Raw genomic sequence first — 24734 nt, 5'->3', positions numbered from 1 at the left:
GGAAGTGCTGCTAGAGAAGAACAATATAAAAAGCCGTAAAAAACGGCTTTTTATCATTCTCTTGCTTCCATTATAGCCAAAGTAAGCGTATATATCAAAGATTGTTATACGCAGTGAACACTTCGCCGTTAAAAGATCACTAGACATATAGTTTTGGAACAGAGCTGCCAGATCTTTTTTTCGGTTTTGCTTGAGGAGCAGGTGATGTGTGTGGTGCTGTTTTTTTGACGAGGATGTCTTCTGGTTCTTTATTTTTTTCTATTTCGTCAGTTTGTGCTTCTTCCTCGGGCACTTCTGTTTCCGCGCTGGTCTCCGCTGATTCTGCATCAGCATCATTTGCACTTTCTTCATCATCATCCGCACTGCCAAGCTGGCTGTACAGTTTAATCATCGCAGGCAAATTTCTTACTAAAGGACCGTATTGCTGAATCATTGGCGTAAATTGCTGCGCCATCCCGAGCACTTTTTGAACATTTCCTAACATGCTTGAGAGGGTTGCAGGATTTGTGAAGCTCTGGATTCCTTGTAATCCCGCACCACCTCCAGAGACTCCAGCTCCTCCTGCGCCAGGAAGAAATTTAGAGAGCATGCCTTTAATTCCTGCTCCGCCGCCTAGTGCACGGCTCTCACCTCCTGGAATACCGCCCATCCCGGGTAAACCGCCTCCCTGTACAGACGGGGAGCGAGGCATCATTTGCTGAAATGGATTGCCCTGCCCTTGAAAAGGCTGCTGGATAGGAGGCTGCTGCCCTCTTTGAAACATTCCGGGCTGTCCGCCATTTCCAAGGTGCCGGCGTGAGGGACGGCGCGGCTGAAAATCGCCCATAGGCCTTTGCCCTAACATACTTGTACCTCCCTTACTGCATTCTCTTTCTCTTCATAGGTTATGCAAGGAAGCACCAATTGGTTTCCTGTAGGAAAAGCGGACATGGTTTTTTTACTGAAAATCAGCTATAATGAGGAGATGAGCAAAAAGGCATTGCCTTAAGGAGTGAAAACATGAAAGAAACGAAATTTACGACATATGAATTAAAGCCTTTTATTATAGATGCTATTCATGAACTAGGCTTTTATGAGCCGACTGATATTCAAAAAAGAATCATCCCTGCTGTTTTAAAAGGAGAAAGCGTGATTGGCCAGTCACAAACCGGAACAGGAAAAACTCATGCCTACTTACTGCCGCTGATTCATTCAATTGATCCAAGCAAAGAACAGGTACAAGTAGTGATTACTGCACCTACAAGAGAATTAGCCAATCAAATTTTCAAAGAAGCTCAAACGATTTTAAAGAATGCTTCTCCAGAAGAAGAGATCAAAGCAAAGCTTTACATTGGCGGAACGGACAAGCAGAAATCAATTCAAAAGCTAAAAAACCAGCCGCATTTGGTGGTCGGTACACCTGGACGTATTGCTGACCTCATTCATGAGCAGGCGCTGAATGTTTATAAAGCGACCTCTCTTGTTATTGATGAAGCTGATTTAATGCTGGATATGGGATTTTTAGAAGATGTGGACCGTATTGGTGCACAAATGCCAGAACAGCTGCAAATGCTTGTGTTCTCTGCAACCATTCCAGAAAAACTAAAGCCTTTCCTGAAAAAATATATGGACAATCCAAAGTATGCGCATGTTGAACCAAAACGGATTACAGCAGAAAACATTCAGCATATTTTAGTTCCGTCTAAACAGCGTGATAAATTAAAATTGCTCCATGAAATGGTGACGAATGTACAGCCTTATTTAGGAATCATTTTTGCCAATACAAAAACAACTGTTGATGAAATCGCAGCATTCTTACAAGAAAAAGGAATGAAAATCGGTGTGCTCCATGGCGGATTAACGCCGCGCGAACGTAAAAAAGTCATGAAACAAATTGAAGATTTGGAGTTCACTTATATTGTGGCATCTGATCTTGCAGCACGCGGGATTGACATTAAAGGCGTCAGCCACGTGATTAACTATGAACTTCCATCTGATCTTGATTTTTATGTGCACCGTGTTGGAAGAACAGCTCGTGCGGGTTCATCTGGAATTGCCATGACCATTTATGAGCTGGCTGATGAGGATGCACTCATTCAAATTGAAAAAATGGGCGTTGTGTTTGAAAACAAAACCATTGTTCATGGCGAATGGCGGGATGCAGATGACCGTCTGAAGCGTCAAAGACGTAAAAAAGCCCCGAATGAAATTGAAGAAAAAGCAAAACGTCTTGTGAGAAAACCGAAAGCCGTCAAACCTGGATATAAAAAGAAAATGACACGTGAGATGGATAAAATCAAAAGACAGGAACGTAGAAAGTCAAAGCGTAATGGAAAGTAGGGGGAAACATTGTTAAAGATTGGTTCACATGTATCCATGAGCGGAAAACATATGCTTCTTGCAGCGAGTGAGGAAGCTGCCTCTTATGGTTCGAATACGTTTATGATTTATACAGGTGCACCGCAAAATACGCGCCGCAAAAAAATTGAAGACCTGAATATTGAAGCTGGACAAGCGCATATGAAAGAGCATGGCATGACGGATATCGTCGTGCATGCTCCGTATATTATCAATATTGGAAATACAGTGAATCCAGCGACATTTGAGCTTGGTGTAGACTTTCTTCGATCTGAGATTGAGCGTACAAAAGCGCTGGGAGCAAGACAAATTGTTCTCCACCCTGGTGCGCATGTCGGAGCAGGGGCAGAAGCAGGGATTCAAAAAATCATTGAAGGTTTAAACGAAGTCATTGTAAAAGGTCAAGAGGTTCAAATTGCACTTGAAACAATGGCAGGAAAAGGATCAGAGTGCGGAAGAAGCTTTGAAGAGCTTGCCCAAATTATCGACGGAGTGACACATAACGAAGCTCTTTCTGTCTGCTTTGATACGTGTCACACGCATGATGCTGGTTACCCGATTGTGAGTGACTTTGATGGTGTATTAGAAGAATTTGACCGAATCGTCGGTATTGACCGAATCAAAGTTCTTCATATTAATGACAGTAAAAACGTACAAGGCGCAAGAAAAGACCGACATGAAAATATCGGTTTTGGTGAAATTGGTTTCGATGCACTGAGCTATATTGTGCATCATCCGCAGCTTCAAGATGTGCCGAAAATTCTAGAAACGCCTTATGTAGGTGAAGATAAAAAGAACAAAAAACCACCTTACAAATTCGAAATTGCGATGCTGAAAGAAAAGCAATTTGATGAAGGCTTACTAGATAAAATTACGGGTCAGTAAAAAAGGATGCAACATGTTGAGGTGCCGCTAAATGCGGCCCTTTTTTGCTTAACTTGTAAACTGGTTAAACAAATCATTCACAGTCTGTGCTGTCTGTTTAGAAGTAATCGCTTCCACTTGCTTAAGAAGCCGGTTACGCTCTGAGTCATTAAAAATATTGATGTTTTTCCCGTTCATGAGTTTGGCAACCTCAGCAGCTTGATGAGACGTTAAACTGACGCCGTACTGTTTCGCATACCTTAACAGATCGTTTGCTGTGATCTGATTGAGCCGCTGCAGGACAATTTTTTGAATTAAAATCAATTCCATTCCTCCCCTCTGTAACAATGTATGGGCGAAAACGGAAAATGTGCAAAAAATTTTATTTTATTCTGTGAAATGATAAAATAGTAAAGTGAATAAAATGTTCATTGAAAATTTAACATGTGTAGAAGGGAGAACGTATGGCAAATAGTAAACAGCATAGAAAGGAATCAGTGCCTCATTTTATTTTGAGAATTTTTCTGATTCTAGTAGGAGCTGCATGTGCAGCAGTCAGCATTGAATTATTTTTAGTGCCAAACAATATTATTGATGGAGGCATCATCGGCATTTCGCTTATTTTGGATTATCTCTTTACAGATAACCCGTTTATAAATTTTGCGACGATTGTTGTCATTTTAAATATTCCATTTATGATATCAGGATACAAGCATATTGGGAAAACCTTTCTGATTTCCACTGTGATTGGGATTGTCAGCTTAGCCGTGATTGAATCTTCACTTCATCATGTGGAGGCATTTACAACACAGCCGATCTTAGCCACTGTATTTGGAGGGCTATTACTTGGATTTGGTGTTGGACTTGTCATCCGTAATGGAGGTTCAATGGATGGAACAGAGATCTTGGGAATTCTTCTGACGAAAAAAATTCCTTTCTCCGTCGGTGAGTTTGTCATGATCGTCAATGTGTTCATTTTTATTTGGGCAGGCTTTGTTTTCGGACCAGAGCAGGCTATGTATTCTGTCATGACATATTATTTGGCAATGAAAACAATTGATGCTGTTATTCAAGGGCTTGATGAAACAAAAGCTGTGATTATCGTATCAGACTATTATGATGAAATTTCAGATGCGATTCTGCATCGACTCGGCAGGGGAACGACAAAGCTGAGAGGAAAAGGCGGCTATACAGATGAAGAAAAAGATGTCATCTACGCCGTTGTCACAAGGCTTGAAATTACAAAGCTGAAATCCATTGTTTTTGAAATTGATGATCAAGCATTTATCACGATTATGGATACGCATGAAACAAAAGGCGGTAAGTTCAAAACAGCCATTCATTAGCTTTTATTTTACTTTTTTATCTTTCTTTTATATAATGAAATGTATGTATGGACAGAGAAAATGGCAAAAGCCATTTTCTTTTTGTTGTATAAATCGTAATCATTCTTTTTATATTGATTAAAGGTGGAAAGATTCATGGCAAAGCCAATTATTGAAATGAAGGACATTTCGTACTCGTATGGACAGCGAAATGTCATTGATCACATTCATTTAACAGTAGAGGAAGGAAACTTTCTAGCACTTGTTGGACCGAATGGTTCTGGTAAAACAACCTTATTAAAATGCCTGCTTGGGCTCATTAAACCGCAGCAAGGTGAATTAAAGCTATTTGGCACGCCTGTTTCAAAATTTAGAGACTGGGATCAAATTGGATTTGTTTCTCAAAAGGCGAATAGCTTTAATACGGGTTTCCCTGCTTCTGTATATGAGGTCGTCGCAAGCGGACTGACCGCGAAAATTGGTTTGTTTAAACGAATGAGCAAGCAGGATAAATGGCAAGTAGAAGATGCCATTCGCTCAGTTGGCATACAAGATTTAAAGCATCAAAACATCGGTGAGCTTTCTGGCGGACAGCAGCAGCGTGCATTTATTGCCCGTGCGCTTGTCAGCCAGCCGAAGCTGCTCATTTTGGATGAGCCCACGGTTGGAGTAGACCAGCGGACAGTAGAAGGCTTTTATCAGCTGCTCGAAACATTGAACAAAGAAAAAGGAATGTCTTTAATTCTCGTCACACACGACGTTGGCACCGTTTCTGATAAAGTCACCCATGTGGCTTGTTTAAATCAGACACTGCATTTCCACGGGGATGCAGAAGCGTTTGATTCAATGGATGATCAGGCGCTATCGCAATTTTACGGGCATGACATTCAAGTGATTCATCACGACCATCACCATCATGGGGGACATGAATAATGCTATTTCCATTTTTTCATTATGAATTTTTACAAAATGCGTTTATCGCAGGTATACTGATTGGTTTTATTGCGCCCTTACTTGGTGTATTTATTGTCGTAAGAAGGCTCTCGCTTATTGCAGATGCCCTCAGTCACGTATCACTTGCCGGTATTGCCGCAAGTCTATTTCTTGATAAAAAGTTTGGCCTTTTGACAGGGGTAAGCCCGCTCTACTTAGGGATGGCTTTTTCTGTTGCGGGTTCATTGTTTATTGAACGCCTGCGCTCAGTGTATAAGCATTATCAGGAGCTTGCCATTCCTATTATTTTATCAGGGGGTATTGGGATCTCCGTCATCTTCATTTCACTAGCGAATGGCTTTAATACAGATTTGTTTAGTTATTTATTCGGAAGTGTCAGTGCGGTTTCAAGACTTGATCTTTGGATTATTGTAGGGATCTCACTCGTTGTTGTGTTAGTTGTTGTGCTTTTATATAAAGAATTGTTTCTGCTTTCTTTTGATGAAGAGCATGCAAAGGCTTCTGGTATTTCAGCAAAATGGATTCATTTTATTTTTATCTTAGTCGTTGCACTTGTCATTGCGGCATCGATGCGTATCGTCGGTACACTGCTTGTGTCGGCGCTCATGACGCTTCCTGTTGCGGCAAGTATCCGCATTGCCAAAGGATTCAAACAGGCAATTTTCCTTTCGATCTTATTTGGTGAATTGTCTGTATTGGCCGGATTGATTTTAAGCTATTATCTTGATTTAGCGCCAGGCGGAACCATTGTGATGCTGTCTATCTTGATTTTAATCGGGTGTATTAGTATTGGGAAATTCAGAAGGGGGAATCAACATGAACGTACAAGAAGCGCTTGATTTATTAAAGGAAAAAGGCTACAAATATACAAGCAAACGTGAAGACATGCTTCAATTGTTTTCTGATTCTGATAAATACTTGACGGCTAAAAATGTGCTGACGGCACTAAGTGAAGACTACCCTGGTCTCAGCTTTGATACGATTTATCGAAATTTGTCACTATATGAAGACCTTGGAATATTAGAAACAACAGAATTGTCAGGGGAGAAACTATTCCGTTTTAAATGTTCATTTTCCCATCATCACCATCACTTTATTTGTCTTACATGCGGGAAAACAAAAGAGATTGATGCCTGCCCTATGGACAAGCTCGACGCCGATTTAGAGGATTATCATATTAGCGGACATAAGTTTGAAATATATGGAATGTGTCCTTCCTGCGAACCGAAGGAAGTTCACTCATGAGGAAGCCAGCCATGGAGCTGGCTTTTTTGTTTTCTCTTTTGAAAACGTTTTACAAAGGGAGGCTGTTTCATTAAAATGAGATCAAGGTACTACATTTTGAAGTAAAGGGAGGGGTAAAAGTGTGGCCTATTATGTCGTGTTTGATGTAGGCGGGACGAGAACGAAACATGGATTAATGGATCAGGATGGAAAGCTGGTCTCTAGCGGTGACTATCAGACGAACTGCCGGCAGCTTGAACCGTTTTTAGAAGCCATGGCAGATGTGGTCAAGGAATATCAAAGGATGACGAATGTCAGCGGTATCGCCATCAGTCTACCAGGCTTTGTGGACAGTGATTCAGGTTATACAGAATTTGCAGGTGCCATCATCGCCTTAAATGGTCAAAATGTAAAAGCACTTTTAGAAGAGAAAACGTCTCTTCGTGTAGAAGTGGAAAATGATGCGAACTGTGCAGCTCTCGCAGAAAAATACAGCGGTCATGCGAAAGATTGTGACAGCTTTATTTGTATGACAATTGGCACTGGTGTCGGCGGGGGTATTTTTGCTAATGGTCAGCTTGTGCGCGGTGCATCATTCCGCGGTGGTGAATTCGGCATGATGCTGACAGAGACAGAAAATGGCCAGTTTACAACTCTTAACAGCAGCGCTTCAACGGCTGGATTAATTCGGAGCTATAAAGAAAAGCAAGGAATACCGCAAAGTACTCAAATAGACGGTCAAGAAATTTTTGAAAAGGCGAAGCATGATCCGGCCATTGAGAAGCTGGTGGATCAATGGTACAAGCGAATAGCCATTGGCGTTTACAATGTAGCGACTGTTCTTAACCCGGAGAAAATCCTCATTGGCGGAGGCGTAAGTGCAAGACCAGATTTATTACAAAACATTGAAAAACATTTACATACACTGCATGCATGGAAGAACATTCAGGTGAAGCTGGAAACTTGCTGCTACTTGAATCAGGCAGGCATGAAGGGGGCACTTTACCATTTCCTCATGAAAGAAGGGCAGCTTGCTCCATTAAAAAAGCCGATACATTAAATGTATCGGCTTCAGCGTGTAGACAAATCCTCGTGTTTGTTCCGCTTCGGTGCTCGCTCAGTTACATTAATAAGCAGTTTGCAGACGCTGTTCGTATTGTTTGATCCATTGAGACGCTTCCTGCCAGTTGTTCACGCGAATAATCCTGTCGTCAACGGGCATTTGATTATAAGGGGAGTTAAAAAGGATAACCGGGATGTCAGCTTCTTTTGCAATCATTGTGGCATTGCCATGATGGTCTTCAAAAAATACATCAATTTTGTGCTTTTGAACGGCTTCCAGCTTATGATGACCGCCAACCAGCTCAATAGCATCATAGTGTACGTCATGTTCTTGAAACCACTTGTAGGTGATATCCGAATGCTGCTGCCTTCTTGCGGTAATATAAATCAATCTGTGCTGCTGCTTCATTTGTTCGAGGATCTCTTTTGCACCCTCAGCAGGCTCTGCCTGTTTATAAATAAGAGGCTCGTGCTGATCCATCCAGCCCCAAAATTCTTCTTGAGAAATCTTTAAAAGCTTCGTCAAATCATACTCTGTCATATCTTCTAGTGTCATGGCACATTGGAACGACTCATTTAAGTAGGGAACAAAGGTGTCCTGCGCCGTCACTGTACCATCAATATCAATTCCTAAACGTAACATGCCCACACTCCTCATTTTTATACTCTTAAAGTGTAACATAATCAATTCACAATTCCAGCAAGTTTTAGCAATCATGAAACAGACATTTTTGCTCATACTAAAAAAGCTCCTTTCTATTAACCAAAAGGGGGAATTGATCATGGAAAGAGACGAGGATTTCAGAAGAAATGATCGTGAAATCGACACACACTTTAGTAATGATGATGGCTATTTAGAGGAAACAGCTGCTGAAATTGCAGAGCCATATCAAGCTTCAAGAGATCGAGAAGATAGACGAGGACGTGACCATGCAGGTGACAATTCAGGCAGTAAAGGGATAGGCTATACAGCACTCGCGATTGCGATTATCTCATTATTTGTCTTGCCGGTGCTATTAGGGGTAGCGGCAATCGTCGTTGGTTATATTGCACGAAGAAAAGGAGCACATGCGCTTGGCGCGTGGTCAATTGGGATCGGAATTGTTTCCGTCATCCTAGGCATATTTATCACCCCGTTCTTTTAACAAGAACAGAAAAACGCCTGACGTCACAGTCAGGCGTTTTTTGTTAGGCATTCGCTTGTTTTTCTTTTTCAGCTTCCATTTTCGCATAATGTTCTTCAGCGATTTTATCAATTTCTTTTTTCAGTTCTTCGACCATTGTTTCTTCCGGTACTTTACGAACAATTTCACCTTTACGGAACAATAAGCCTTCGCCTCTAGCGCCTGCGATTCCGATGTCCGCTTCACGTGCTTCACCTGGACCGTTAACAGCGCAGCCGAGAACTGCTACTTTAATCGGTGCTTTGATTTTAGAAATATATTCTTCGACTTCATTTGCAATGCTGATGAGGTCAATTTCAATTCGTCCACAAGTTGGGCAGGAGATCAGTGTTGCTGCATTTGATGCAAGACCAAATGATTTCAACAATTCACGTGCTACTTTTACTTCTTCAACTGGGTCAGCACTTAATGAAATGCGGAGTGTGTTCCCAATTCCCATATTCAAAATAGCGCCAAGTCCAGCTGCACTTTTGACTGTACCTGCAAATAACGTACCTGATTCTGTAATCCCAAGGTGAAGAGGATAATCAAAGGCTTTAGCGGCTTTTTCGTATGCTTCAATTGCAAGGTTTACATCAGATGCTTTCATACTGACGATGATGTCATGAAAGTCTAGGTCTTCTAAAATTTTAATGTGATGCAGTGCACTTTCGACCATACCATCTGCTGTTGGGTAGCCGTATTTATCAAGAATTTTTTTCTCTAATGAACCAGCGTTTACGCCAATACGGATTGGAATGCCTTTTTCTTTTGCTGCTTTGACAACCGCTACGACTTTTTCTCTTCTTCCGATGTTTCCTGGATTGATTCGGATTTTGTCTGCGCCTGCTTCAATCGCTTTCAGGGCAAGCTTATAGTCAAAATGAATATCCACAACAAGCGGGATGTTAATTTGCTTTTTAATGTCCGCAATTGCATTTGCTGCACGCTCATCTGGACATGCGACACGCACGATTTGACAGCCTGCCTCTTCTAAACGTTTAATTTCAGCGACTGTCGCTTCGACATCATGTGTTTTGGTTGTTGCCATACTTTGAATGACAACCTCATTATTTCCACCTATAGTTAAAGGTCCCACTTTGACGGGACGCGTTTTAGTACGATGTGTGACTTCACTCACTTGTCAATCGCTCCTTAGTGTACAAGCAATCCTTTGCCGTGTACGTCGTGTTTTACAGTTCATATTGTAACAGTCTCTTTGTATGAATGACAAGGAATTAACGTTTTATCTCTTGTAGACAGGAAACTTATATGTGCTGCCTGCCCTGATTTCGTTCGCTTTCACACCTTGATTCAGCTCCTCGAAATCTTTAATGACGTCATCAAGCGGCTTGCTTGTATGTACGATGGAGAGGACCGTTTCACCTTGTTTTACAGTGACGTTCTTATATGTCTTTTTCTCAGCTGTTTGAAGGGCACTTGCTGGAACGGCTGGGTTTTCCTCAACAGGAATGGTTCCATTTTTCAAATCAAAAAAGATAATAAAGAGGACAAACAAACTGATTAGTAAAAAAAGAATTCGCCGCATTTTACTCACCGCTTTTAAGAGTTTACTTCAGTCTATGCATGTCCTGAAATGATAGAACCAAAAAGAGGAGAAAAGCTGGAAAGGATGGTTCTAGTTAGTCCTAGTATGTCTTGTAATAAAAACTTCTTGGGTCGTTGGTGTAGTAAATAGGAGAGCAACCTCATATGGCCAGTATGATAAAATAATAATGGGGGGATTTTATGAAGAAGGTTAGTCAGCATATATATGTGAGAACACTAACAGAAAATGATGCAGAATCACTGTTAACATTAGAGCTTGAGAACCGCTCATATTTTCAGGAATTTACACCTTTGGTCAAAGATGATTTCTTCACGTTAACTCGCCAAATTGAGCGAATTCAGCGGAGTAGGCAAAGAAGTGTACAAGATGAATCTTACATGCACGGTATTTTCTTAAATGAAACCGATGCTTTAATTGGGACGATCTCATTAAGTTCTGTCGTAAGAGGTCCGATAGAAGGAGCTTGGCTCGGGTATGTACTCGATCAAAGGCAGGGCGGAAATGGATATATGACAGAAGCCATTCGCTTAATCATTGACTATGCCTTTTTTGAGTTGAATCTCCATCGTATTGAGGCTGGAGTAAAGCCGAGTAATAAGGGTTCCATTCGTGTACTTGAAAAGACAGGTTTTGAACATGAGGGACTAAATCGTAAAAAAGTAAAGATTAATGGAATATGGGAGGATCACTATTTGTTTGCGATCATCCATCCAGATGAGTCCTAGCATGAACATACATAAAAAGCTCCTCCAAGACGGGGGAGCTTTCATTGTGTAGACAAATCCTTGTTGGGTGGATCATTTGCTTTTTTTTGCAGGAATTTCTTTAACAACAAGATATAAAAAGATAAAGTTAATGACCCAATTTAATAAAAATGAGTTTGCAACAGGCGTGTTTAATGCACTCATAATGGCGAAAAAGACCGTTGTTAATGTGAGTGAATAAGCGGAGAGCTTCCAAAGCATTTGGAAGGACAGCTCTTTTTGCTGCATTCGTTTAATAAATGTACCAAGCATCGCAAGGAATGTTGCGCTGATAAACATGAGAGCCGCAGTTGATAGATATAGCAGTACACAGATCACAGGGATGATAATCGCTTGGTTCTGATTTGTGACGCGGGCGAGTTCATCTTTTGTCAGCGTTCCGCCAAGAAGCTGGTAGGGGATATCTGTCATTTGCCCATCAATGGCAATCACTGCTTTTTCCTTTAATAAAGCGATGGCCGTTTGCTTTGATTCAAGCTCACTTGCTTTTATTTTTTCAGCAGGATCAAAGATGATCGTGATGCCGTTTTCTTCTTTTTCTATTGGTGCACTTTGATCCGCTTGAAGTTTTCCTTTTTCAATTGAAAAGTCGGGTAAATCTTTTTTGATCACATGCTGAAATCCTGACATCGCATTCGAGATCTCTTGGCTCATATGATAGCCCTGAGGAACTGCTGCGATGATTGAAAGGATAAAAATGAATAAAATTGCTTTACCGATCCCTGTAAAGCGTGCTTTAGCAATATCTTTTGGTGAATAAATTCCTTTTAACAATAGATTAAATACGTTCAATACCCATTCACTTCCTACATTCTTTTCTATTTCTCATATTGTATCAATGTCTATCCATCAAGTACAAGTATGGCCTTTATCACTGGTTAAGATAGAAGGAATGAGGCATAATGTATACAGCATATAAAAGGAGGCGGCAGGGTCTTGGACATTTTGTATTGGATACTGATTGGCTGTGCATTTATCATTGCGTTTGTTGGACTGGTTTATCCAATTATCCCGAGTGTAGTCTTTATGGTTCTCGGATTTATTCTATATGGTTTCTTCTTTAGCTTCGAGCCGCTTACACTGACGTTCTGGCTTATTCAAGCCATGTTTACTGCCGTCTTATTTGCGGCAGATTATGTCTCAAACCTGATTGGGGTAAAGCGCTTTGGCGGCAGCAAGGCAGCTATTTGGGGAAGCACCATTGGGTTATTAGCTAGTCCTTTTGTGATACCCATTGCAGGAATTATTATTGGTCCATTTCTCGGGAGTGTCGTTGCAGAGCTCCTTGTTCATCAAAAAGATCTGAAGACGAGTGTGAAAGTCGGATTAGGCTCATTAATTGGATTTGTATCAGGTGTTTTTGCAAAAGGATTGATTCAAGCGCTGATGCTTGGCATCTTTTTATTTTATGTCCTTCGCTAAGTTGAAAAAGGGTGTTTAAAACTTTTTCAAAAGGGCTAAATACAAAATAAACACTGAAATGTTTCAGAACATGAGCAATAACGTTGAAACAAGCTGTTTCTTTTGATACTCTTTGAGTAGGGTGAATTGCTGACTTACAAAGGAAGCATTTCAGTACATACATTTTAAGGAGGAATTTAACCATGGCTTTTAAACTTCCAGAATTACCATATGCTTACGATGCATTAGAACCACATATCGACAAGGAAACAATGACGATTCACCACACTAAACACCACAACACATACGTAACAAACTTAAACAAAGCAATCGAAGGTGTATCAGCTCTTGAAGATCAATCAATTGAAGAGCTAGTGGCTAACTTAAACTCAGTGCCTGAAAACATTCGTACAGCTGTACGTAACAATGGCGGAGGACATGCGAACCACTCATTATTCTGGACGCTTCTTTCACCAAACGGTGGCGGCGCACCAACTGGTGAACTTGCAGATGCAATCGAAAAAGAATTAGGCGGATTTGAAAAATTCAAATCTGATTTCGCTGCAGCAGCTGCAGGACGCTTTGGTTCTGGTTGGGCATGGCTTGTTGTGAACAACGGAAAACTTGAAATCACAAGCACGCCAAACCAAGATTCTCCTTTAACTGAAGGAAAAACGCCAATTCTAGGACTAGACGTTTGGGAGCATGCTTACTACCTAAACTACCAAAACCGTCGTCCTGATTACATTTCAGCATTCTGGAATGTTGTGAACTGGGATGAAGTAGCTCGCCTTTACAGCGAAGCTAAATAAATCATTTGATTTGAAAAGACCTGCTCTTTAGAGAAGCAGGTCTTTTTATATTTTCCCTCCTTTTTTTACATATCTGCCTTTTGATGAGACAGACTATTGTGTAGAAAAGGAGAATGAATGGTATGAGCAGATTAAAGAAAATGTTCGGGGACATGGATGTTACAAAAGATTTATTGCTCCTCCTCACGATTGGCGGGTTATACGCACTTGCCATTGCGCTTTCGAATACGTTTGTAAATGTGTACTTATGGAAACAGTCCGGGAAATTCACAGATCTTGCGATTTATAATTTGGCCATTGTGGTGCTTCAGCCCATTACATTTTTATTCGCTGGCCGGCTCGCAAAAAAAATAGACCGGGCGTTTGTCCTTCGTTTCGGTGTCATCTTTTTAGCCGCTTTTTATTTAATTGTCTTAATGGCAGGAGAACAAGCGGCCGCACGGCTAGTTTTATTGGGAAGTGTCCTTGGGATCGGCTATGGTTTTTACTGGCTTGCTTTTAACGTACTCACCTTTGAGATCACTGAGCCTGAAACAAGAGATTTCTTTAATGGATTTCTTGGGGTGCTTTCCTCAACTGCCGGCATGATCGGTCCGCTCATTGCGGGAATTGTCATTTCTCAGTTAACGGATGATACAGGCTACACCGTCATTTTCACATTATCGCTCTTTTTGTTTTCACTAGCGGTTGTGATGAGCTTTTTCCTCAAAAGAAGGCAGTCAAAAGGCAAATTTATGATCAAACAAATTTGGAAAGAACGTCATGCAGATGAGAATTGGCGTAGGATTACAACAGCTCACTTTTTTCAAGGGCTTCGTGAAGGGGTCTTTGTCTTCTTAATCAGTGTCTTTGTGTTTATTGCAACAAACAGTGAGCTTGCTCTCGGGACGTTTGGTTTAGTGAATTCAGGTGTTGCCTTTTTTACTTATTTCTTCGCTACACGTTTGATTAAGAAAAAGTGGCGGAAGAAGGCCATCATGCTTGGCGGGCTGATTTTATACGGCGCCTTGTTTTTAATCGTTTTCCACTTGTCCTATGTATCACTTCTGATGTATGCGGTAGCCATTGCAATAGGATATCCGCTCCTGCTTGTTCCTTATGTATCCTTAACATATGATGTCATCGGCCATGCAAGGTACGCCAGAAAGGCCCGAATTGAATATATTGTGGTCAGAGAGCTATTTTTAAATGCCGGCCGTATTTGTTCGATTGTTTTGTTCCTGCTGTCTGTCACCTTACTAGGTGATGAGCTCGGAATCCCTGCATCACTTGTTGTGCTCGGAGCGGGGCACACCCTCATTTATTACTTTGTAAAAGATATTCATTTGAAAGAAAAAACAGCTGATATGAAAGAGGCTGACGGTCAAAAGCCAGTTTCTCAAACGAACCTTATTAAGGGAGAAAGGTAAAATTTCTTACCAATGGAACATCAAATTTCTAGATAAATGATAGAAAAACCGCTAAAATGATGATGGCACCTTTTATACACAAAAAGGGGTGCCATTTCTTTCTTGATAGAAAAGGTGATGTGATGAGAAACAAGAAAAACAAAAAAGACGCGAAGGAAGGGCGCAAAACACTTCCGATCCGGCTGAATTTATTATTTTTAGCTGCCTTTATTATTTTTACCGGCGTTGTCGTTAGACTCGGGTTTGTGCAAATTGTCAATGGAGAAGATTATAAAAAGCAGGCAGAAAAACAAGAGGATGTGAATGTCAGCTCATCTGCTCCGCGCGGAAAAATTTATGATCGAAACTACAATACGATTGTCAGCAATAAAGCGCTGAATGCCATTACATATACGAGAACCTCGACGACTTCACAAGAAGAGCGGCTCAAAGTGGCATCAAAATTAGCGGATATGATTCATGTGAGTACGAAAAAAATCACAGATCGTGACAAAAAAGATTTCTGGATCTTAACGCATCCGAATGAAGCGAAAAAGCTTGTTCAAAAAGAATCAGAATTAAAGGGTGACGATAAGGTCTCTGATGATAAACTATATGAGCTTCAGCTAAAACGCATCACAGACAAGGAATTAAATCAACTGACGAAAAAAGATTTACAAGTGCTTGCCATTAAAAGGCAGATGGATGGAGGCTATGCACTTACACCTCAATTTATTAAAAATGAAGATGTAAAGCCAAGCGAAATTGCTTACGTCTCTGAGCATTTGGACGAGCTGCCAGGTGTTGATGTGACGACAGACTGGTCACGCAGCTATCCGTATAAAGGACTGCTCCGCAGTATGCTCGGCAGTGTGTCTTCGAGTGATGAAGGTCTTCCGCAGTCACTTCTTGAGCATTATCTATCACTCGGCTACAGCCGAAATGACCGTGTAGGAAAAAGCTATCTCGAATATCAATATGAAGATGTCCTGCAGGGCCAAAAGGAAAAAGAACAGAGTACAACTGATAAACAGGGCAATGTCACAAGCTCTAAAGTGTTAACAGAAGGTAAGAGCGGGAAAGACCTTGTGCTTACAATTGATATTCAGCTGCAAAAAGCGGTTGAAAAAATTATTGAAAAGAACTTGAGAAGTGCGAAACAAAGAGGGGGAACTGAGCTTCTTGACCGCGCATTTGTTGTCATGATGGACCCGAGAAATGGAGAGGTTCTCTCTGTTGCGGGTAAGCAGATTTCAAACAAAAACGGAAAATACAAATTCGATGACTACGCATTAGGAACAATGACCTCCTCATATGCGATGGGATCAGCCGTAAAAGGGGCCACTGTACTGACTGGATATAAAACAGGTGCTATTCATATTGGAAGTACCCAATACGATGAACCTCTCTATATCGCCCAGTCGCCGCCAAAGAAATCCTATCAAAATATGGGACTCATTAATGATTTAACAGCACTAGAGCGTTCATCAAACGTATATATGTTCAAAACCGCAATCGCCATTGGGAAAAGCGAATATCGTAAGAATCAGGCGCTCCCAATTGATCCGAAAGCATTTGATACGTTCCGCTACAATTTCAGTAAATTTGGTCTTGGCGTCAAAACAGGTATTGACCTGCCAAACGAAGCAACGGGCTACAGAGGAACGTCTACACAATCGGGGCTCTTACTTGACTATGCGATTGGACAGTATGATACGTTTACACCGCTGCAAATGGCGCAATACGTTTCAACCATTGCAAATGGCGGGTACCGTTTACGTCCGCAGCTTGTTAAAGAAGTGAGAGAGCCAGATCCGCAGCGAGGCATTGGAGCTGTAACGGAATCCGTCAAACCGGATGTATTGAATAAGCTAGACATGACAAGTGATGAAATCAAGCGTGTCCAGCAAGGCTTCAAGCTTGTGATGCAGAACCCAAGAGGGACAGCCTATTCAAACTTTGGCAACAAAAAGTATAATCCAGCTGGCAAAACAGGAACCGCTCAATCATTCTATGACGGTCCAATTAAAAGCAAGCGCGGTACACCGACGTATAACACAACTCTTGTTGCGTATGCGCCTGCTGACAATCCAGAAGTGGCCATTTCCGTTGTCGTGCCATGGGTGTATCAAGACTACAACCAGCGCTATCCAATTACAAATGATATTGGTGAACAAGTATTAGATAAGTACTTTGAACTGAAATCAAAACAGGAAAGCAATGATACACAGGCGAAAAACAAAAACAAAATTGAAAATGAAGCAGAAACAAATAACTAGACCTTTCATAGGTAAAAACGCTCACTTTTTGTGGGCGTTTTTTTACGTTTTCTTCAAAAATTTCGATATAAATTGACAAAATTCATAAAAACGCCGCAATTTCTCTACAAAACTTCGACATTTACAAAACCTTAACATTCCATTTAAACGAAATTAATAAAGAACCTTTAATGTATTACTCGTAGGACAAATTATTCAGGGGGTATTCTTGAAATGAAAAAGAACAAATTATGGCTGCTTACTTTCCTTACTATCGCATTGTTAGCATTCGTCACAGCATGCGGAAACAGCAGCTCAAGCGGAGATTCAAAAGACAGTAAAGGAAATGCTTCAAACAAAGATGAGGCATCAGGTTCCATTACCATCTCAGGATCATCTGCGATGCAGCCTTTAGTTCTTGCGGCAGCAGAAAAATTCATGGATAAACATCCAAAAGCCGATATTCAAGTACAAGCCGGCGGTTCAGGAACAGGACTTTCTCAAGTTTCAGAAGGATCTGTGCAAATTGGGAACTCAGATGTATTCGCTGAAGAGAAAGACGGAATCGACGCAAAAGCTTTAAAAGACCACAAAGTAGCAGTTGTTGGAATGGCCGCAGCTGTAAACCCTGAAGTGGGTGTCAAAGACATCACAAAGGACGAATTGAAAAAAATCTTCACTGGTAAAATCAAAAACTGGAAAGAGCTTGGCGGGAAAGACCAAAAAATCACGCTTGTCAACAGACCTGATTCTTCAGGAACTCGTGCCACATTTGTGAAATATGCACTTGATGGTGCAACACCTGCAGAAGGAATCACAGAAGATTCTTCAAACACAGTGAAAAAGCTGATTGCAGAAACACCAGGTGCGATTGGATACCTAGCATTCTCTTATTTAACAGATGACAAAATTACACCGCTCAGCATTGATGGTGTGAAACCAGAAGAAAGCAATGTAGAAAGCGGTAAATATACAATTTGGGCATACGAGCACTCTTATACAAAAGGTGAGCCGGAAGGTCTAACAAAACAATTCTTAGATTACCTTATGAGTGACGAAGTACAAAAAGAAATCGTCAAAGACCAAGGCTACATCTCAGTCTCTAATATGAAAGTAGAAAGAGACGCAACAGGCAAACAATCAGATAAGTAAGAGGTCTTGAATTGCTGATGAAGGAAAAGTGGAGCATTTCACTTTTCCTTTTATGACATTCATAGGAGTGTAGAAAAAGATGAAGCAGATAGAACATACAGAAGCGAGCGATCGGCTGATCAGCTCGAAGAAAAATAGGCAAATGGATGAAGTAAGAGGAAGTATTTTGGTGAAATTCTGCGCATTCTTAATGATTGCAGTATCCATCGCCATCACCATCTTCCTTGGCATTAAGGGTTTACAATCTTTCATCGTAAATGGTGTAAGCCCAATTGAGTTCTTAACCAGTATCAATTGGAACCCAACAGCAGAAAACCCGGAGTACGGCGCATTTCCTTTTATTTTTGGATCGATCGCCGTCACGCTTCTATCGGCACTTATTGCAGCGCCGCTAGGCATCGCAGGAGCGATCTTTATGACAGAAATTGCACCTGCATGGGGCCGGAAAATTCTCCAGCCAGTCATTGAATTGCTTGTAGGGATTCCATCCGTTGTTTACGGATTCATAGGTCTTACAGTATTGGTGCCGTTTATCGGACATTTCAAGTCAAGCGGCTCAGGGCATAGCGTGTTAGCAGGAACGATTGTCCTGTCTATTATGATTCTGCCAACCGTTACATCCATTGCAACTGATGCTATGGCTTCCCTTCCAAAAAGCTTACGTGAGGGATCGTATGCACTTGGCGCTACAAGATGGCAAACGATTAGACGTGTACTTGTACCGGCAGCTCTTCCAACATTAATGACAGCAGTCGTTCTTGGGATGGCAAGAGCATTTGGAGAAGCCCTTGCCGTTCAGATGGTCATTGGAAACACGCGTAATTTACCAGAGAGCATTATGGATACAGCTGGTACATTAACAACCATTATTACGTTAAACATGGGTCACACAACGTATGGAAGTGTTGAAAACAATACACTTTGGTCAATGGGGCTTGTCCTTCTAGTTGTATCGTTTATGTTCATACTCATTATCAGATACTTGTCGTCTAGGAGGAAGATTTAATGAATAGCAAAATGACCGATCGTTTTGCCACGTTTGTTTTTGGATTATGTGCTGCCATTATTACGGCGATCCTAGTTGGTTTGTTTTCTTATATCATCTTCAACGGTGCAAAAGAATTAAATTTCGACTTTTTGACAACCCGCTCAAGTGCAATTGGCTCTGGCGGCGGTATTAGGGATCAGCTGTTTAACTCGTTTTACATTTTGTTTATTACAATGCTGATCACAGTACCACTTGGTGTCGGCGGCGGAGTGTACATGGCTGAATATGCGCCTCAAAACAAAGTCACTGATTTTATTCGCACATGTATTGAAGTGCTGTCTTCACTTCCTTCTATTGTCATTGGTATGTTTGGTTTACTCATGTTTGTCAATTTAACAGGCTGGGGCTATACGATCATCGGAGGAGCTCTTGCGCTCACGGTGTTTAACCTGCCAGTGATGGTGAGGGTGACAGAAGACGCGCTTCGCTCTGTACCGAAGGATCAAAAGGAAGCATCACTAGCGCTTGGTGTGACGAAATGGCATACAGTGAAGACGGTCCTGATTCCAGGAGCGATTCCTTCTATTATTACCGGTGCGATTTTAGCATCAGGAAGAGTCTTCGGGGAGGCAGCAGCGCTTCTTTTCACAGCAGGCCTCACCACACCGCGTCTTGATTTTACAAACTGGAGTCCATTTTCTGATACGTCACCGCTGAATGTTTTTAGACCGGCAGAAACATTAGCCGTTCATATATGGAACGTCAATACACAAGGAATCATTCCAGATGCAGAGGCCATTGCAAATGGTGCATCAGCCGTACTTGTGCTTTCAGTTTTAGTATTCAACTTAGCAGCTAGATGGCTTGGTTCATTTATTCATAAAAAGCTTACGTCAAAATAATGTGAGAGAGGTGTGAAGGGGATATGGTTCAAATGCTAGCAGAAAAAAAAGAGATTGCAGCAAAAAAGGCTCCACTTCAAGCGGAACAGATTTTACAGGTGCAGGATTTAAGCATTTATTATGGTGAAAAAAGAGCAGTCAATCACATTTCATTTGAAATTGAGAAGAACGCAATTACCGCATTAATCGGCCCATCTGGCTGCGGGAAATCAACCTTTTTACGCAGCATTAACCGCATGAACGACTTGATCCCAGGTGCGAGAAGTGAAGGGGCGATCATGTACGAAGGGCTCAATATTTTGGATGACCGCATTAATGTGGTGAATTTACGAAGAGAAATCGGCATGGTTTTCCAAAAACCAAACCCATTTCCTAAATCGATCTACAATAACATTACCCATGCGTTAAAGTATGCGGGGGAAAAAAGAAAATCAGTGCTTGATGATGCGGTAGAGGAAAGCTTAACAAAAGCAGCGCTTTGGGATGAGGTCAAAGATCGTCTGCACCGCTCGGCTTTGTCATTATCCGGTGGTCAGCAGCAGCGCCTTTGTATTGCGCGTACACTTGCGATGAAGCCCAGCGTTCTTTTATTAGATGAACCCGCATCTGCCCTAGACCCGATTTCAAATGCAAAAATTGAAGAGTTATTATCAGAGTTGAAAAATGATTATTCGATCGTCATTGTGACACACAACATGCAGCAAGCGTTGCGTGTATCTGATCATACAGCCTTTTTCCTGAACGGTGATCTAGTAGAATATGATGCCACTGAACGTATCTTTACACGTCCTGCGCAGCAAAAAACAGAAGACTATATCAATGGTCGATTTGGATAAGGCGGGTGGATTTTGATGAATGCAATAGCTACTGAAACAGCCAAAAAAGAAGTGTTTCGTGTGAATGATATGAACCTTTGGTACGGACAGCATCACGCACTGAAGCATATTGATTTAGACATTAGAGAGCATGAAGTCACAGCAATTATCGGTCCGTCCGGCTGCGGGAAGTCAACGTTTATCAAGACCTTAAATCTTATGGTCAAAACAGTGCCAGGTGTGAAAATCACTGGAGATATGATGTATAACGGCGACAATATTTTAAAAGGCCGCGTTGATCTAGTGGAACTGCGTAAAAACGTCGGGATGGTCTTTCAAAAAGGGAACCCATTCCCTCAGTCAATCTTTGATAATGTCGTCTACGGACCAAGAATTCATGGCGTGAAGAGCAAGCAGCAATTGAAAGAAATCGCTGAAAAAGCGCTTCGTGATGTTGCCCTTTGGGATGAAGTGAAAGATCGTTTAAGTGCGCCTGCATTAGGTCTTTCCGGCGGTCAGCAGCAGCGTCTTTGTATCGCAAGAGCTATTGCCACAAGCCCAGATATTTTACTAATGGATGAACCAACATCAGCGCTTGATCCTGTCTCAACATTAAAGATTGAAGAATTGATTATGAAATTAAAAGAGAAATACACGATTGCCATTGTGACGCATAACATGCAGCAAGCGGCGAGGGTATCAGATAGAACAGCCTTCTTTTTAATGGGAGAGCTTGTTGAGGTCAATGATACGAATGTGATGTTCTCTGAGCCAAATGATCAAAGAACAAATGATTATATATCTGGTCGATTTGGATAACAAAAACCCCCTGGAGGTCAGCGCCGCCAGGGGGTTTTTGTTGTTATTTTGTTAAGGCTTTGACGATTTGTTTAAACGTCATCCCTGTTTTTAAATTGAACTTGCCTGCACGAATTTCTTTATGGTAGCCAGCGTCAATCACGTAATCATTAAAATCTTTAGACGAATTGATGATTCCGTCCTTTTCAAGCATGTCTGAAACATCACTTGTGCTCATCCCGTTTTTAATAACAAATTTGACCGATTTGCCTTTAGGCTTGTCTGATGTTTCTTTATCATTTTTAGAATCGCCGTCTTCATTTGCCTTCAGTGCTTTTTCTTTATAATTAAGAAGCTGCTGATATGTTTCACGGCTGACGGAGACTTCTTTTTTAGAGTCTAAATAGTTTTTCACATCAGTGTCTGTTACTTTCGCTGCGAGCGTTTCTTTTGTGGTTGTATCAGCCGCCGCTTCATCTTTTCCAGTGAGGAAAAAAACGATCGCCAGAACACCAGTTGCAAGAATCATACCTGCCGCAAACGTTTGGATGCTTTTTTTCGTCATACAAGCACCTTCTCGTTGTCTTTAATGATCATGTTGACCTCATCTACAGATACATGCTCAGCGCGCGCAATGGCCTCAGGAGACATGCCATTTTGATGCTTTGAAATGATTTGTCTTGCGATAGATGGATCAATTTCTGAATGTTTGCGGACGACAATGTTTGTTTCAAGCAATTCTTCTTCAAGAACCTTCATTTTCTTTTTCAGTTTATAGATTTCTTGCATTGCAGATAGTTGAAGTGTTTCAAGTTCCTGCTCGACTTCTTTAATCGGCTCTCTTTGAAAATATGAGAATGCGATCAGTACGATACTGACAACAAGCAATCCGATAATTGCAATTTCCATGTTTCATCACCTTTTATTCATATTTTAATGCTGAAAGCCATAAAAGGCTTTCATGATTGTTTCAGACAGTTTTCGACCCTTCTTTTTTATACCATAAAAAAGCTAGTTTCAAAAGGAATTGCTGAAAAAATCACCTTTTTTTCATCTTTTTTCTTTTTATATGAAAAACGAGTATGAAAATCTTGCTCGCTGTCAAAATAAAAGAGGGTTCCTCATGTATACAGTACGACAAAGATTGAGGTTTTATAGGGGAGCAGGCCATTTTTCATGAAATGACCGTGTGATATGGATCAGAACGCGGACGGGATTGACTGAAATTCAAATTGGTGAAAAAACATTCTAGCATTCCTAAGCTAGAAGTGGTATTATAGTTAGGTCTGAATGTGAATTGATTTTAGTTTGGAGGGAAAAACATGCGCGTAAATATTACTCTAGCTTGCACTGAATGCGGTGAGCGTAACTATATTACTAAAAAGAATAAGCGAAACAATCCAGATCGCGTTGAATTCAAAAAGTATTGCTCACGTGATAAAAAACAAACTTTACATCGTGAAACAAAGTAAGCAGCAGGGAATTTTCCTGCTGTTTTTTTATGATGGGAGATGATCTGTGTGAAAAAAGAGCTTCGTCTTCAAACATTAGCCAAGCTGGACCAGATGAGTGCCGAGGAATTCAAGCGAAGCACCGCTTTACTTCATGAGCACTTGTTTCAACTGTCAGCATGGAAACAAGCGGATACGATTGCACTCACCATGTCTAGAGGAAAAGAGGTACCAACAATGCCTCTAATTGAAAAAGCATGGCAGGAGGGGAAAACAGTATGTGTACCCACCTGTTTTCCGGAAACAAAAGAGATGACGTTTTATGAATATACACCGGAAACGAAAATGATATCCCGCTACTTTGGGCTAATAGAGCCAGACCCTCTGGCGTCGGCTGCTGCATCTAAAGAATCAATCGATTTGATCATTGTGCCTGGTGTGTGCTTCGATCGACAAGGCTACCGTATCGGATATGGGGGCGGCTATTATGACCGCTACTTAGCTGACTATCACGGCGAAACGCTTGCCCTTTGCTTGACAGTACAGCAAACTGAGCATATTCCGGCTGAAACGCACGACATCCCGGTCTCAATCATGGTCAGTGAGAAAGGTACCATATATCCAAAATAAAAGTCCGCTGCTTATACGTAAGAACGGGCTTTTTGTGTTGAGCGAAGGTGCTTGCTTATGATCAAAAGTCACATACACGATAGCGATCAACATTCTTCATTAAAAGGCATTTTAGCTGACGGGGGATATGTTTTGAAAAAATTTCGCGGAAAGAAAAGATACTTCCGTCATATGTGGGAGGAAGTAAATACTTGTGACTTAAAACTTGATCGTGATTCATGGTTTTATTTTTGGCATACGCACCTTGATTTTTTTGGAGTCGGGGGAAATAGCTTAAAAATAAGAAGAGAGCATATCAAAGCTCATATCGCTTTATATTATAGGCTGCTAAAACAGCTAGAAGGCTTTGAAAAGCCCATACCAAACTTGGATTTGTATTCACGAACATGACCCTGTTTAGACGCTGTATATGTTTATACACCAAATCCATACGACAGTTACTTTCCGCACAAGGTGGAGGAGTTAGAGCAGAATTGTAAGTTGCCCCATACTTTCATGGGGACTAATCGACCTTCATCAATTTGACGTTTCTTATGATCAATCAGAGTGCGGAGAGGTCTATTATATTCAATCAAAAGAGCAAGGGATTAGATTGTGAAGGCCTGCTTATGAAATGAACCTTTTAAGCGATAAAAACGATGGTTCATGCATAAACAAATACTATTTAAGCCACGATACGAACATAGGAGGGAATATGGATGAATAAAATGATTTGGAGCATTGTGTTCACACTATTTGCATTCGTTCTCGTGCAAAATCGTTATCGGCTCATGAATTTGGTTTTAGGGCAAAATCAAGTCCGGCACTTTTTGATTAAATGGCTGATGAAAATCCCATATTTTCGGACGAAATTTATTCGCCAAGCATTCTAATCCC

The 24734-nt window shown here is 41.1% G+C and carries 29 protein-coding genes; 21 read left to right on the top strand and 8 right to left on the bottom strand.

Annotation, left to right across the window (positions count from 1 at the left end):
• Window positions 1–139: 139 nt before the first annotated feature.
• Window positions 140–844, bottom strand: coding sequence for a VrrA/YqfQ family protein (vrrA, locus tag AAYR28_RS11605; RefSeq protein ID WP_041117998.1), 705 nt, complete (start codon window positions 842–844; stop codon window positions 140–142).
• A gap of 155 nt (window positions 845–999) precedes the next feature.
• Between vrrA and AAYR28_RS11600 the strand changes: the two genes are divergently transcribed.
• On the top strand, window positions 1000–2319 hold the full coding sequence (locus tag AAYR28_RS11600) for a DEAD/DEAH box helicase (RefSeq protein WP_034280145.1): 1320 nt from the start codon (window positions 1000–1002) through the stop codon (window positions 2317–2319).
• 9 nt (window positions 2320–2328) lie between these two features.
• Window positions 2329–3222 (top strand): deoxyribonuclease IV, encoded by an 894-nt coding sequence (locus AAYR28_RS11595; protein ID WP_041117997.1) that lies wholly within the window; start codon window positions 2329–2331, stop codon window positions 3220–3222.
• Window positions 3223–3270: 48 nt separating this feature from the next.
• Here AAYR28_RS11595 and AAYR28_RS11590 read toward each other — a convergent pair whose 3' ends face one another.
• On the bottom strand, window positions 3271–3525 hold the full coding sequence (locus AAYR28_RS11590) for a DUF2624 domain-containing protein (protein WP_024423008.1): 255 nt from the start codon (window positions 3523–3525) through the stop codon (window positions 3271–3273).
• Between the two features lie 140 nt (window positions 3526–3665).
• Here AAYR28_RS11590 and AAYR28_RS11585 point away from each other — a divergent pair, with 140 nt between their 5' ends.
• The 5 genes from AAYR28_RS11585 (at window position 3666) to AAYR28_RS11565 (ending at window position 7764) form a co-directional block, all read left to right on the top strand.
• Entirely contained in the window at window positions 3666–4547 is an 882-nt protein-coding gene (locus tag AAYR28_RS11585; RefSeq protein ID WP_024427967.1) for a YitT family protein, read from the top strand.
• A 135-nt stretch (window positions 4548–4682) separates the two neighbouring features.
• Window positions 4683–5459: a metal ABC transporter ATP-binding protein gene (locus tag AAYR28_RS11580; protein ID WP_024423006.1), complete on the top strand. Its 777-nt coding sequence runs from the start codon at window positions 4683–4685 to the stop codon at window positions 5457–5459.
• The gene (locus tag AAYR28_RS11575) at window positions 5459–6319 is read left to right on the top strand and encodes a metal ABC transporter permease (RefSeq protein ID WP_034280150.1); all 861 of its coding nucleotides are present in this window, start codon (window positions 5459–5461) and stop codon (window positions 6317–6319) included. Before AAYR28_RS11580 ends, AAYR28_RS11575 begins: the two co-directional genes overlap by 1 nt.
• Complete coding sequence (locus AAYR28_RS11570; protein WP_342495575.1) at window positions 6297–6725, top strand: Fur family transcriptional regulator; 429 nt, start codon at window positions 6297–6299, stop codon at window positions 6723–6725. Before AAYR28_RS11575 ends, AAYR28_RS11570 begins: the two co-directional genes overlap by 23 nt.
• A 121-nt stretch (window positions 6726–6846) precedes the next feature.
• Window positions 6847–7764, top strand: a complete 918-nt coding sequence (locus AAYR28_RS11565) for an ROK family protein (protein ID WP_342495574.1) — start codon at window positions 6847–6849, stop codon at window positions 7762–7764.
• Window positions 7765–7830: 66 nt separating this feature from the next.
• On the opposite strand, the gene AAYR28_RS11560 is transcribed toward AAYR28_RS11565, so the two are convergent.
• The gene (locus AAYR28_RS11560; protein ID WP_327827634.1) at window positions 7831–8409 is read right to left on the bottom strand and encodes a 5' nucleotidase, NT5C type; all 579 of its coding nucleotides are present in this window, start codon (window positions 8407–8409) and stop codon (window positions 7831–7833) included.
• Between the two features lie 139 nt (window positions 8410–8548).
• Here AAYR28_RS11560 and AAYR28_RS11555 point away from each other — a divergent pair, with 139 nt between their 5' ends.
• Window positions 8549–8911 (top strand): DUF308 domain-containing protein, encoded by a 363-nt coding sequence (locus tag AAYR28_RS11555; RefSeq protein WP_342495573.1) that lies wholly within the window; start codon window positions 8549–8551, stop codon window positions 8909–8911.
• A gap of 43 nt (window positions 8912–8954) precedes the next feature.
• On the opposite strand, the gene ispG is transcribed toward AAYR28_RS11555, so the two are convergent.
• Complete coding sequence (ispG, locus tag AAYR28_RS11550) at window positions 8955–10070, bottom strand: flavodoxin-dependent (E)-4-hydroxy-3-methylbut-2-enyl-diphosphate synthase (RefSeq protein ID WP_345808830.1); 1116 nt, start codon at window positions 10068–10070, stop codon at window positions 8955–8957.
• Window positions 10071–10175: 105 nt separating this feature from the next.
• On the bottom strand, window positions 10176–10478 hold the full coding sequence (locus AAYR28_RS11545; protein ID WP_039180007.1) for a hypothetical protein: 303 nt from the start codon (window positions 10476–10478) through the stop codon (window positions 10176–10178).
• Window positions 10479–10678: 200 nt separating this feature from the next.
• On the opposite strand from AAYR28_RS11545, the gene AAYR28_RS11540 reads away from it, so the two are divergent.
• A complete protein-coding gene (locus tag AAYR28_RS11540) occupies window positions 10679–11224 on the top strand; it encodes a GNAT family protein (protein WP_342495572.1) in 546 nt (181 codons plus the stop codon).
• 72 nt (window positions 11225–11296) lie between these two features.
• On the opposite strand, the gene AAYR28_RS11535 is transcribed toward AAYR28_RS11540, so the two are convergent.
• On the bottom strand, window positions 11297–12055 hold the full coding sequence (locus AAYR28_RS11535; protein ID WP_041117993.1) for a DUF1189 domain-containing protein: 759 nt from the start codon (window positions 12053–12055) through the stop codon (window positions 11297–11299).
• A gap of 144 nt (window positions 12056–12199) precedes the next feature.
• On the opposite strand from AAYR28_RS11535, the gene AAYR28_RS11530 reads away from it, so the two are divergent.
• From AAYR28_RS11530 to pstB (AAYR28_RS11490), 9 genes are all read left to right on the top strand, one after another.
• A complete protein-coding gene (locus AAYR28_RS11530; RefSeq protein WP_345808829.1) occupies window positions 12200–12685 on the top strand; it encodes a DUF456 domain-containing protein in 486 nt (161 codons plus the stop codon).
• A 182-nt stretch (window positions 12686–12867) separates the two neighbouring features.
• A complete protein-coding gene (gene sodA, locus AAYR28_RS11525; RefSeq protein ID WP_007501264.1) occupies window positions 12868–13476 on the top strand; it encodes a superoxide dismutase SodA in 609 nt (202 codons plus the stop codon).
• A gap of 122 nt (window positions 13477–13598) precedes the next feature.
• Window positions 13599–14885 carry an MFS transporter gene (locus AAYR28_RS11520; protein WP_034280166.1) on the top strand — a complete coding sequence of 429 codons (1287 nt, stop codon included), beginning with the start codon at window positions 13599–13601 and terminating at the stop codon, window positions 14883–14885.
• A 122-nt stretch (window positions 14886–15007) separates the two neighbouring features.
• Complete coding sequence (locus AAYR28_RS11515; RefSeq protein WP_024427976.1) at window positions 15008–17143, top strand: peptidoglycan D,D-transpeptidase FtsI family protein; 2136 nt, start codon at window positions 15008–15010, stop codon at window positions 17141–17143.
• Between the two features lie 213 nt (window positions 17144–17356).
• On the top strand, window positions 17357–18274 hold the full coding sequence (locus AAYR28_RS11510; protein WP_046311780.1) for a phosphate ABC transporter substrate-binding protein: 918 nt from the start codon (window positions 17357–17359) through the stop codon (window positions 18272–18274).
• Between the two features lie 79 nt (window positions 18275–18353).
• The gene (gene pstC, locus AAYR28_RS11505; RefSeq protein WP_024422994.1) at window positions 18354–19280 is read left to right on the top strand and encodes a phosphate ABC transporter permease subunit PstC; all 927 of its coding nucleotides are present in this window, start codon (window positions 18354–18356) and stop codon (window positions 19278–19280) included.
• Entirely contained in the window at window positions 19280–20164 is an 885-nt protein-coding gene (gene pstA, locus AAYR28_RS11500) for a phosphate ABC transporter permease PstA (protein ID WP_046311778.1), read from the top strand. The genes pstC and pstA overlap by 1 nt, the downstream gene beginning before the upstream one ends.
• A gap of 23 nt (window positions 20165–20187) precedes the next feature.
• Window positions 20188–21000 (top strand): phosphate ABC transporter ATP-binding protein PstB, encoded by an 813-nt coding sequence (pstB, locus tag AAYR28_RS11495; protein ID WP_034280171.1) that lies wholly within the window; start codon window positions 20188–20190, stop codon window positions 20998–21000.
• Between the two features lie 15 nt (window positions 21001–21015).
• Window positions 21016–21798 carry a phosphate ABC transporter ATP-binding protein PstB gene (gene pstB, locus AAYR28_RS11490; RefSeq protein ID WP_034280173.1) on the top strand — a complete coding sequence of 261 codons (783 nt, stop codon included), beginning with the start codon at window positions 21016–21018 and terminating at the stop codon, window positions 21796–21798.
• Between the two features lie 43 nt (window positions 21799–21841).
• Here pstB (AAYR28_RS11490) and AAYR28_RS11485 read toward each other — a convergent pair whose 3' ends face one another.
• Window positions 21842–22342 carry an endolytic transglycosylase MltG gene (locus AAYR28_RS11485; RefSeq protein ID WP_268413857.1) on the bottom strand — a complete coding sequence of 167 codons (501 nt, stop codon included), beginning with the start codon at window positions 22340–22342 and terminating at the stop codon, window positions 21842–21844.
• Window positions 22339–22686, bottom strand: coding sequence for a hypothetical protein (locus tag AAYR28_RS11480; RefSeq protein WP_024422989.1), 348 nt, complete (start codon window positions 22684–22686; stop codon window positions 22339–22341). The genes AAYR28_RS11485 and AAYR28_RS11480 overlap by 4 nt, the downstream gene beginning before the upstream one ends.
• Window positions 22687–23099: 413 nt before the next feature.
• Between AAYR28_RS11480 and rpmG the strand changes: the two genes are divergently transcribed.
• The 3 genes from rpmG (at window position 23100) to AAYR28_RS11465 (ending at window position 24730) form a co-directional block, all read left to right on the top strand.
• On the top strand, window positions 23100–23249 hold the full coding sequence (rpmG, locus tag AAYR28_RS11475) for a 50S ribosomal protein L33 (RefSeq protein WP_008360061.1): 150 nt from the start codon (window positions 23100–23102) through the stop codon (window positions 23247–23249).
• A gap of 48 nt (window positions 23250–23297) precedes the next feature.
• Window positions 23298–23858: a 5-formyltetrahydrofolate cyclo-ligase gene (locus AAYR28_RS11470; RefSeq protein WP_034280180.1), complete on the top strand. Its 561-nt coding sequence runs from the start codon at window positions 23298–23300 to the stop codon at window positions 23856–23858.
• Window positions 23859–24556: 698 nt separating this feature from the next.
• Window positions 24557–24730, top strand: coding sequence for a hypothetical protein (locus AAYR28_RS11465; protein ID WP_162176177.1), 174 nt, complete (start codon window positions 24557–24559; stop codon window positions 24728–24730).
• Window positions 24731–24734: the final 4 nt, after the last annotated feature.

The organism is Bacillus safensis (assembly GCF_039619585.1).
Lineage (GTDB): Bacteria > Bacillota > Bacilli > Bacillales > Bacillaceae > Bacillus > Bacillus safensis.
The sequence above is the reverse complement of the archived record's forward strand: the minus strand, read 5'-3'. Positions and strand labels throughout refer to the sequence as shown.

What these genes read in the sequence shown, in the direction of transcription:
- AAYR28_RS11510 (WP_046311780.1), top strand. Translation starts at nt 17,357, where the DNA reads ATGAAAAAGAACAAATTATGGCTGCTTACTTTCCTTACTATCGCATTG.
- AAYR28_RS11545 (WP_039180007.1), bottom strand. Translation starts at nt 10,478, where the DNA reads ATGCGGCGAATTCTTTTTTTACTAATCAGTTTGTTTGTCCTCTTTATT.
- AAYR28_RS11520 (WP_034280166.1), top strand. Translation starts at nt 13,599, where the DNA reads ATGAGCAGATTAAAGAAAATGTTCGGGGACATGGATGTTACAAAAGAT.
- AAYR28_RS11560 (WP_327827634.1), bottom strand. Translation starts at nt 8,409, where the DNA reads ATGTTACGTTTAGGAATTGATATTGATGGTACAGTGACGGCGCAGGAC.
- pstB (WP_034280171.1), top strand. Translation starts at nt 20,188, where the DNA reads ATGGTTCAAATGCTAGCAGAAAAAAAAGAGATTGCAGCAAAAAAGGCT.
- pstC (WP_024422994.1), top strand. Translation starts at nt 18,354, where the DNA reads ATGAAGCAGATAGAACATACAGAAGCGAGCGATCGGCTGATCAGCTCG.
- AAYR28_RS11555 (WP_342495573.1), top strand. Translation starts at nt 8,549, where the DNA reads ATGGAAAGAGACGAGGATTTCAGAAGAAATGATCGTGAAATCGACACA.
- AAYR28_RS11580 (WP_024423006.1), top strand. Translation starts at nt 4,683, where the DNA reads ATGGCAAAGCCAATTATTGAAATGAAGGACATTTCGTACTCGTATGGA.
- AAYR28_RS11540 (WP_342495572.1), top strand. Translation starts at nt 10,679, where the DNA reads ATGAAGAAGGTTAGTCAGCATATATATGTGAGAACACTAACAGAAAAT.
- AAYR28_RS11515 (WP_024427976.1), top strand. Translation starts at nt 15,008, where the DNA reads ATGAGAAACAAGAAAAACAAAAAAGACGCGAAGGAAGGGCGCAAAACA.
- AAYR28_RS11485 (WP_268413857.1), bottom strand. Translation starts at nt 22,342, where the DNA reads ATGACGAAAAAAAGCATCCAAACGTTTGCGGCAGGTATGATTCTTGCA.
- vrrA (WP_041117998.1), bottom strand. Translation starts at nt 844, where the DNA reads ATGTTAGGGCAAAGGCCTATGGGCGATTTTCAGCCGCGCCGTCCCTCA.
- pstA (WP_046311778.1), top strand. Translation starts at nt 19,280, where the DNA reads ATGAATAGCAAAATGACCGATCGTTTTGCCACGTTTGTTTTTGGATTA.
- rpmG (WP_008360061.1), top strand. Translation starts at nt 23,100, where the DNA reads ATGCGCGTAAATATTACTCTAGCTTGCACTGAATGCGGTGAGCGTAAC.
- AAYR28_RS11465 (WP_162176177.1), top strand. Translation starts at nt 24,557, where the DNA reads ATGAATAAAATGATTTGGAGCATTGTGTTCACACTATTTGCATTCGTT.
- AAYR28_RS11575 (WP_034280150.1), top strand. Translation starts at nt 5,459, where the DNA reads ATGCTATTTCCATTTTTTCATTATGAATTTTTACAAAATGCGTTTATC.
- AAYR28_RS11600 (WP_034280145.1), top strand. Translation starts at nt 1,000, where the DNA reads ATGAAAGAAACGAAATTTACGACATATGAATTAAAGCCTTTTATTATA.
- sodA (WP_007501264.1), top strand. Translation starts at nt 12,868, where the DNA reads ATGGCTTTTAAACTTCCAGAATTACCATATGCTTACGATGCATTAGAA.
- AAYR28_RS11585 (WP_024427967.1), top strand. Translation starts at nt 3,666, where the DNA reads ATGGCAAATAGTAAACAGCATAGAAAGGAATCAGTGCCTCATTTTATT.
- AAYR28_RS11480 (WP_024422989.1), bottom strand. Translation starts at nt 22,686, where the DNA reads ATGGAAATTGCAATTATCGGATTGCTTGTTGTCAGTATCGTACTGATC.
- AAYR28_RS11570 (WP_342495575.1), top strand. Translation starts at nt 6,297, where the DNA reads ATGAACGTACAAGAAGCGCTTGATTTATTAAAGGAAAAAGGCTACAAA.
- pstB (WP_034280173.1), top strand. Translation starts at nt 21,016, where the DNA reads ATGAATGCAATAGCTACTGAAACAGCCAAAAAAGAAGTGTTTCGTGTG.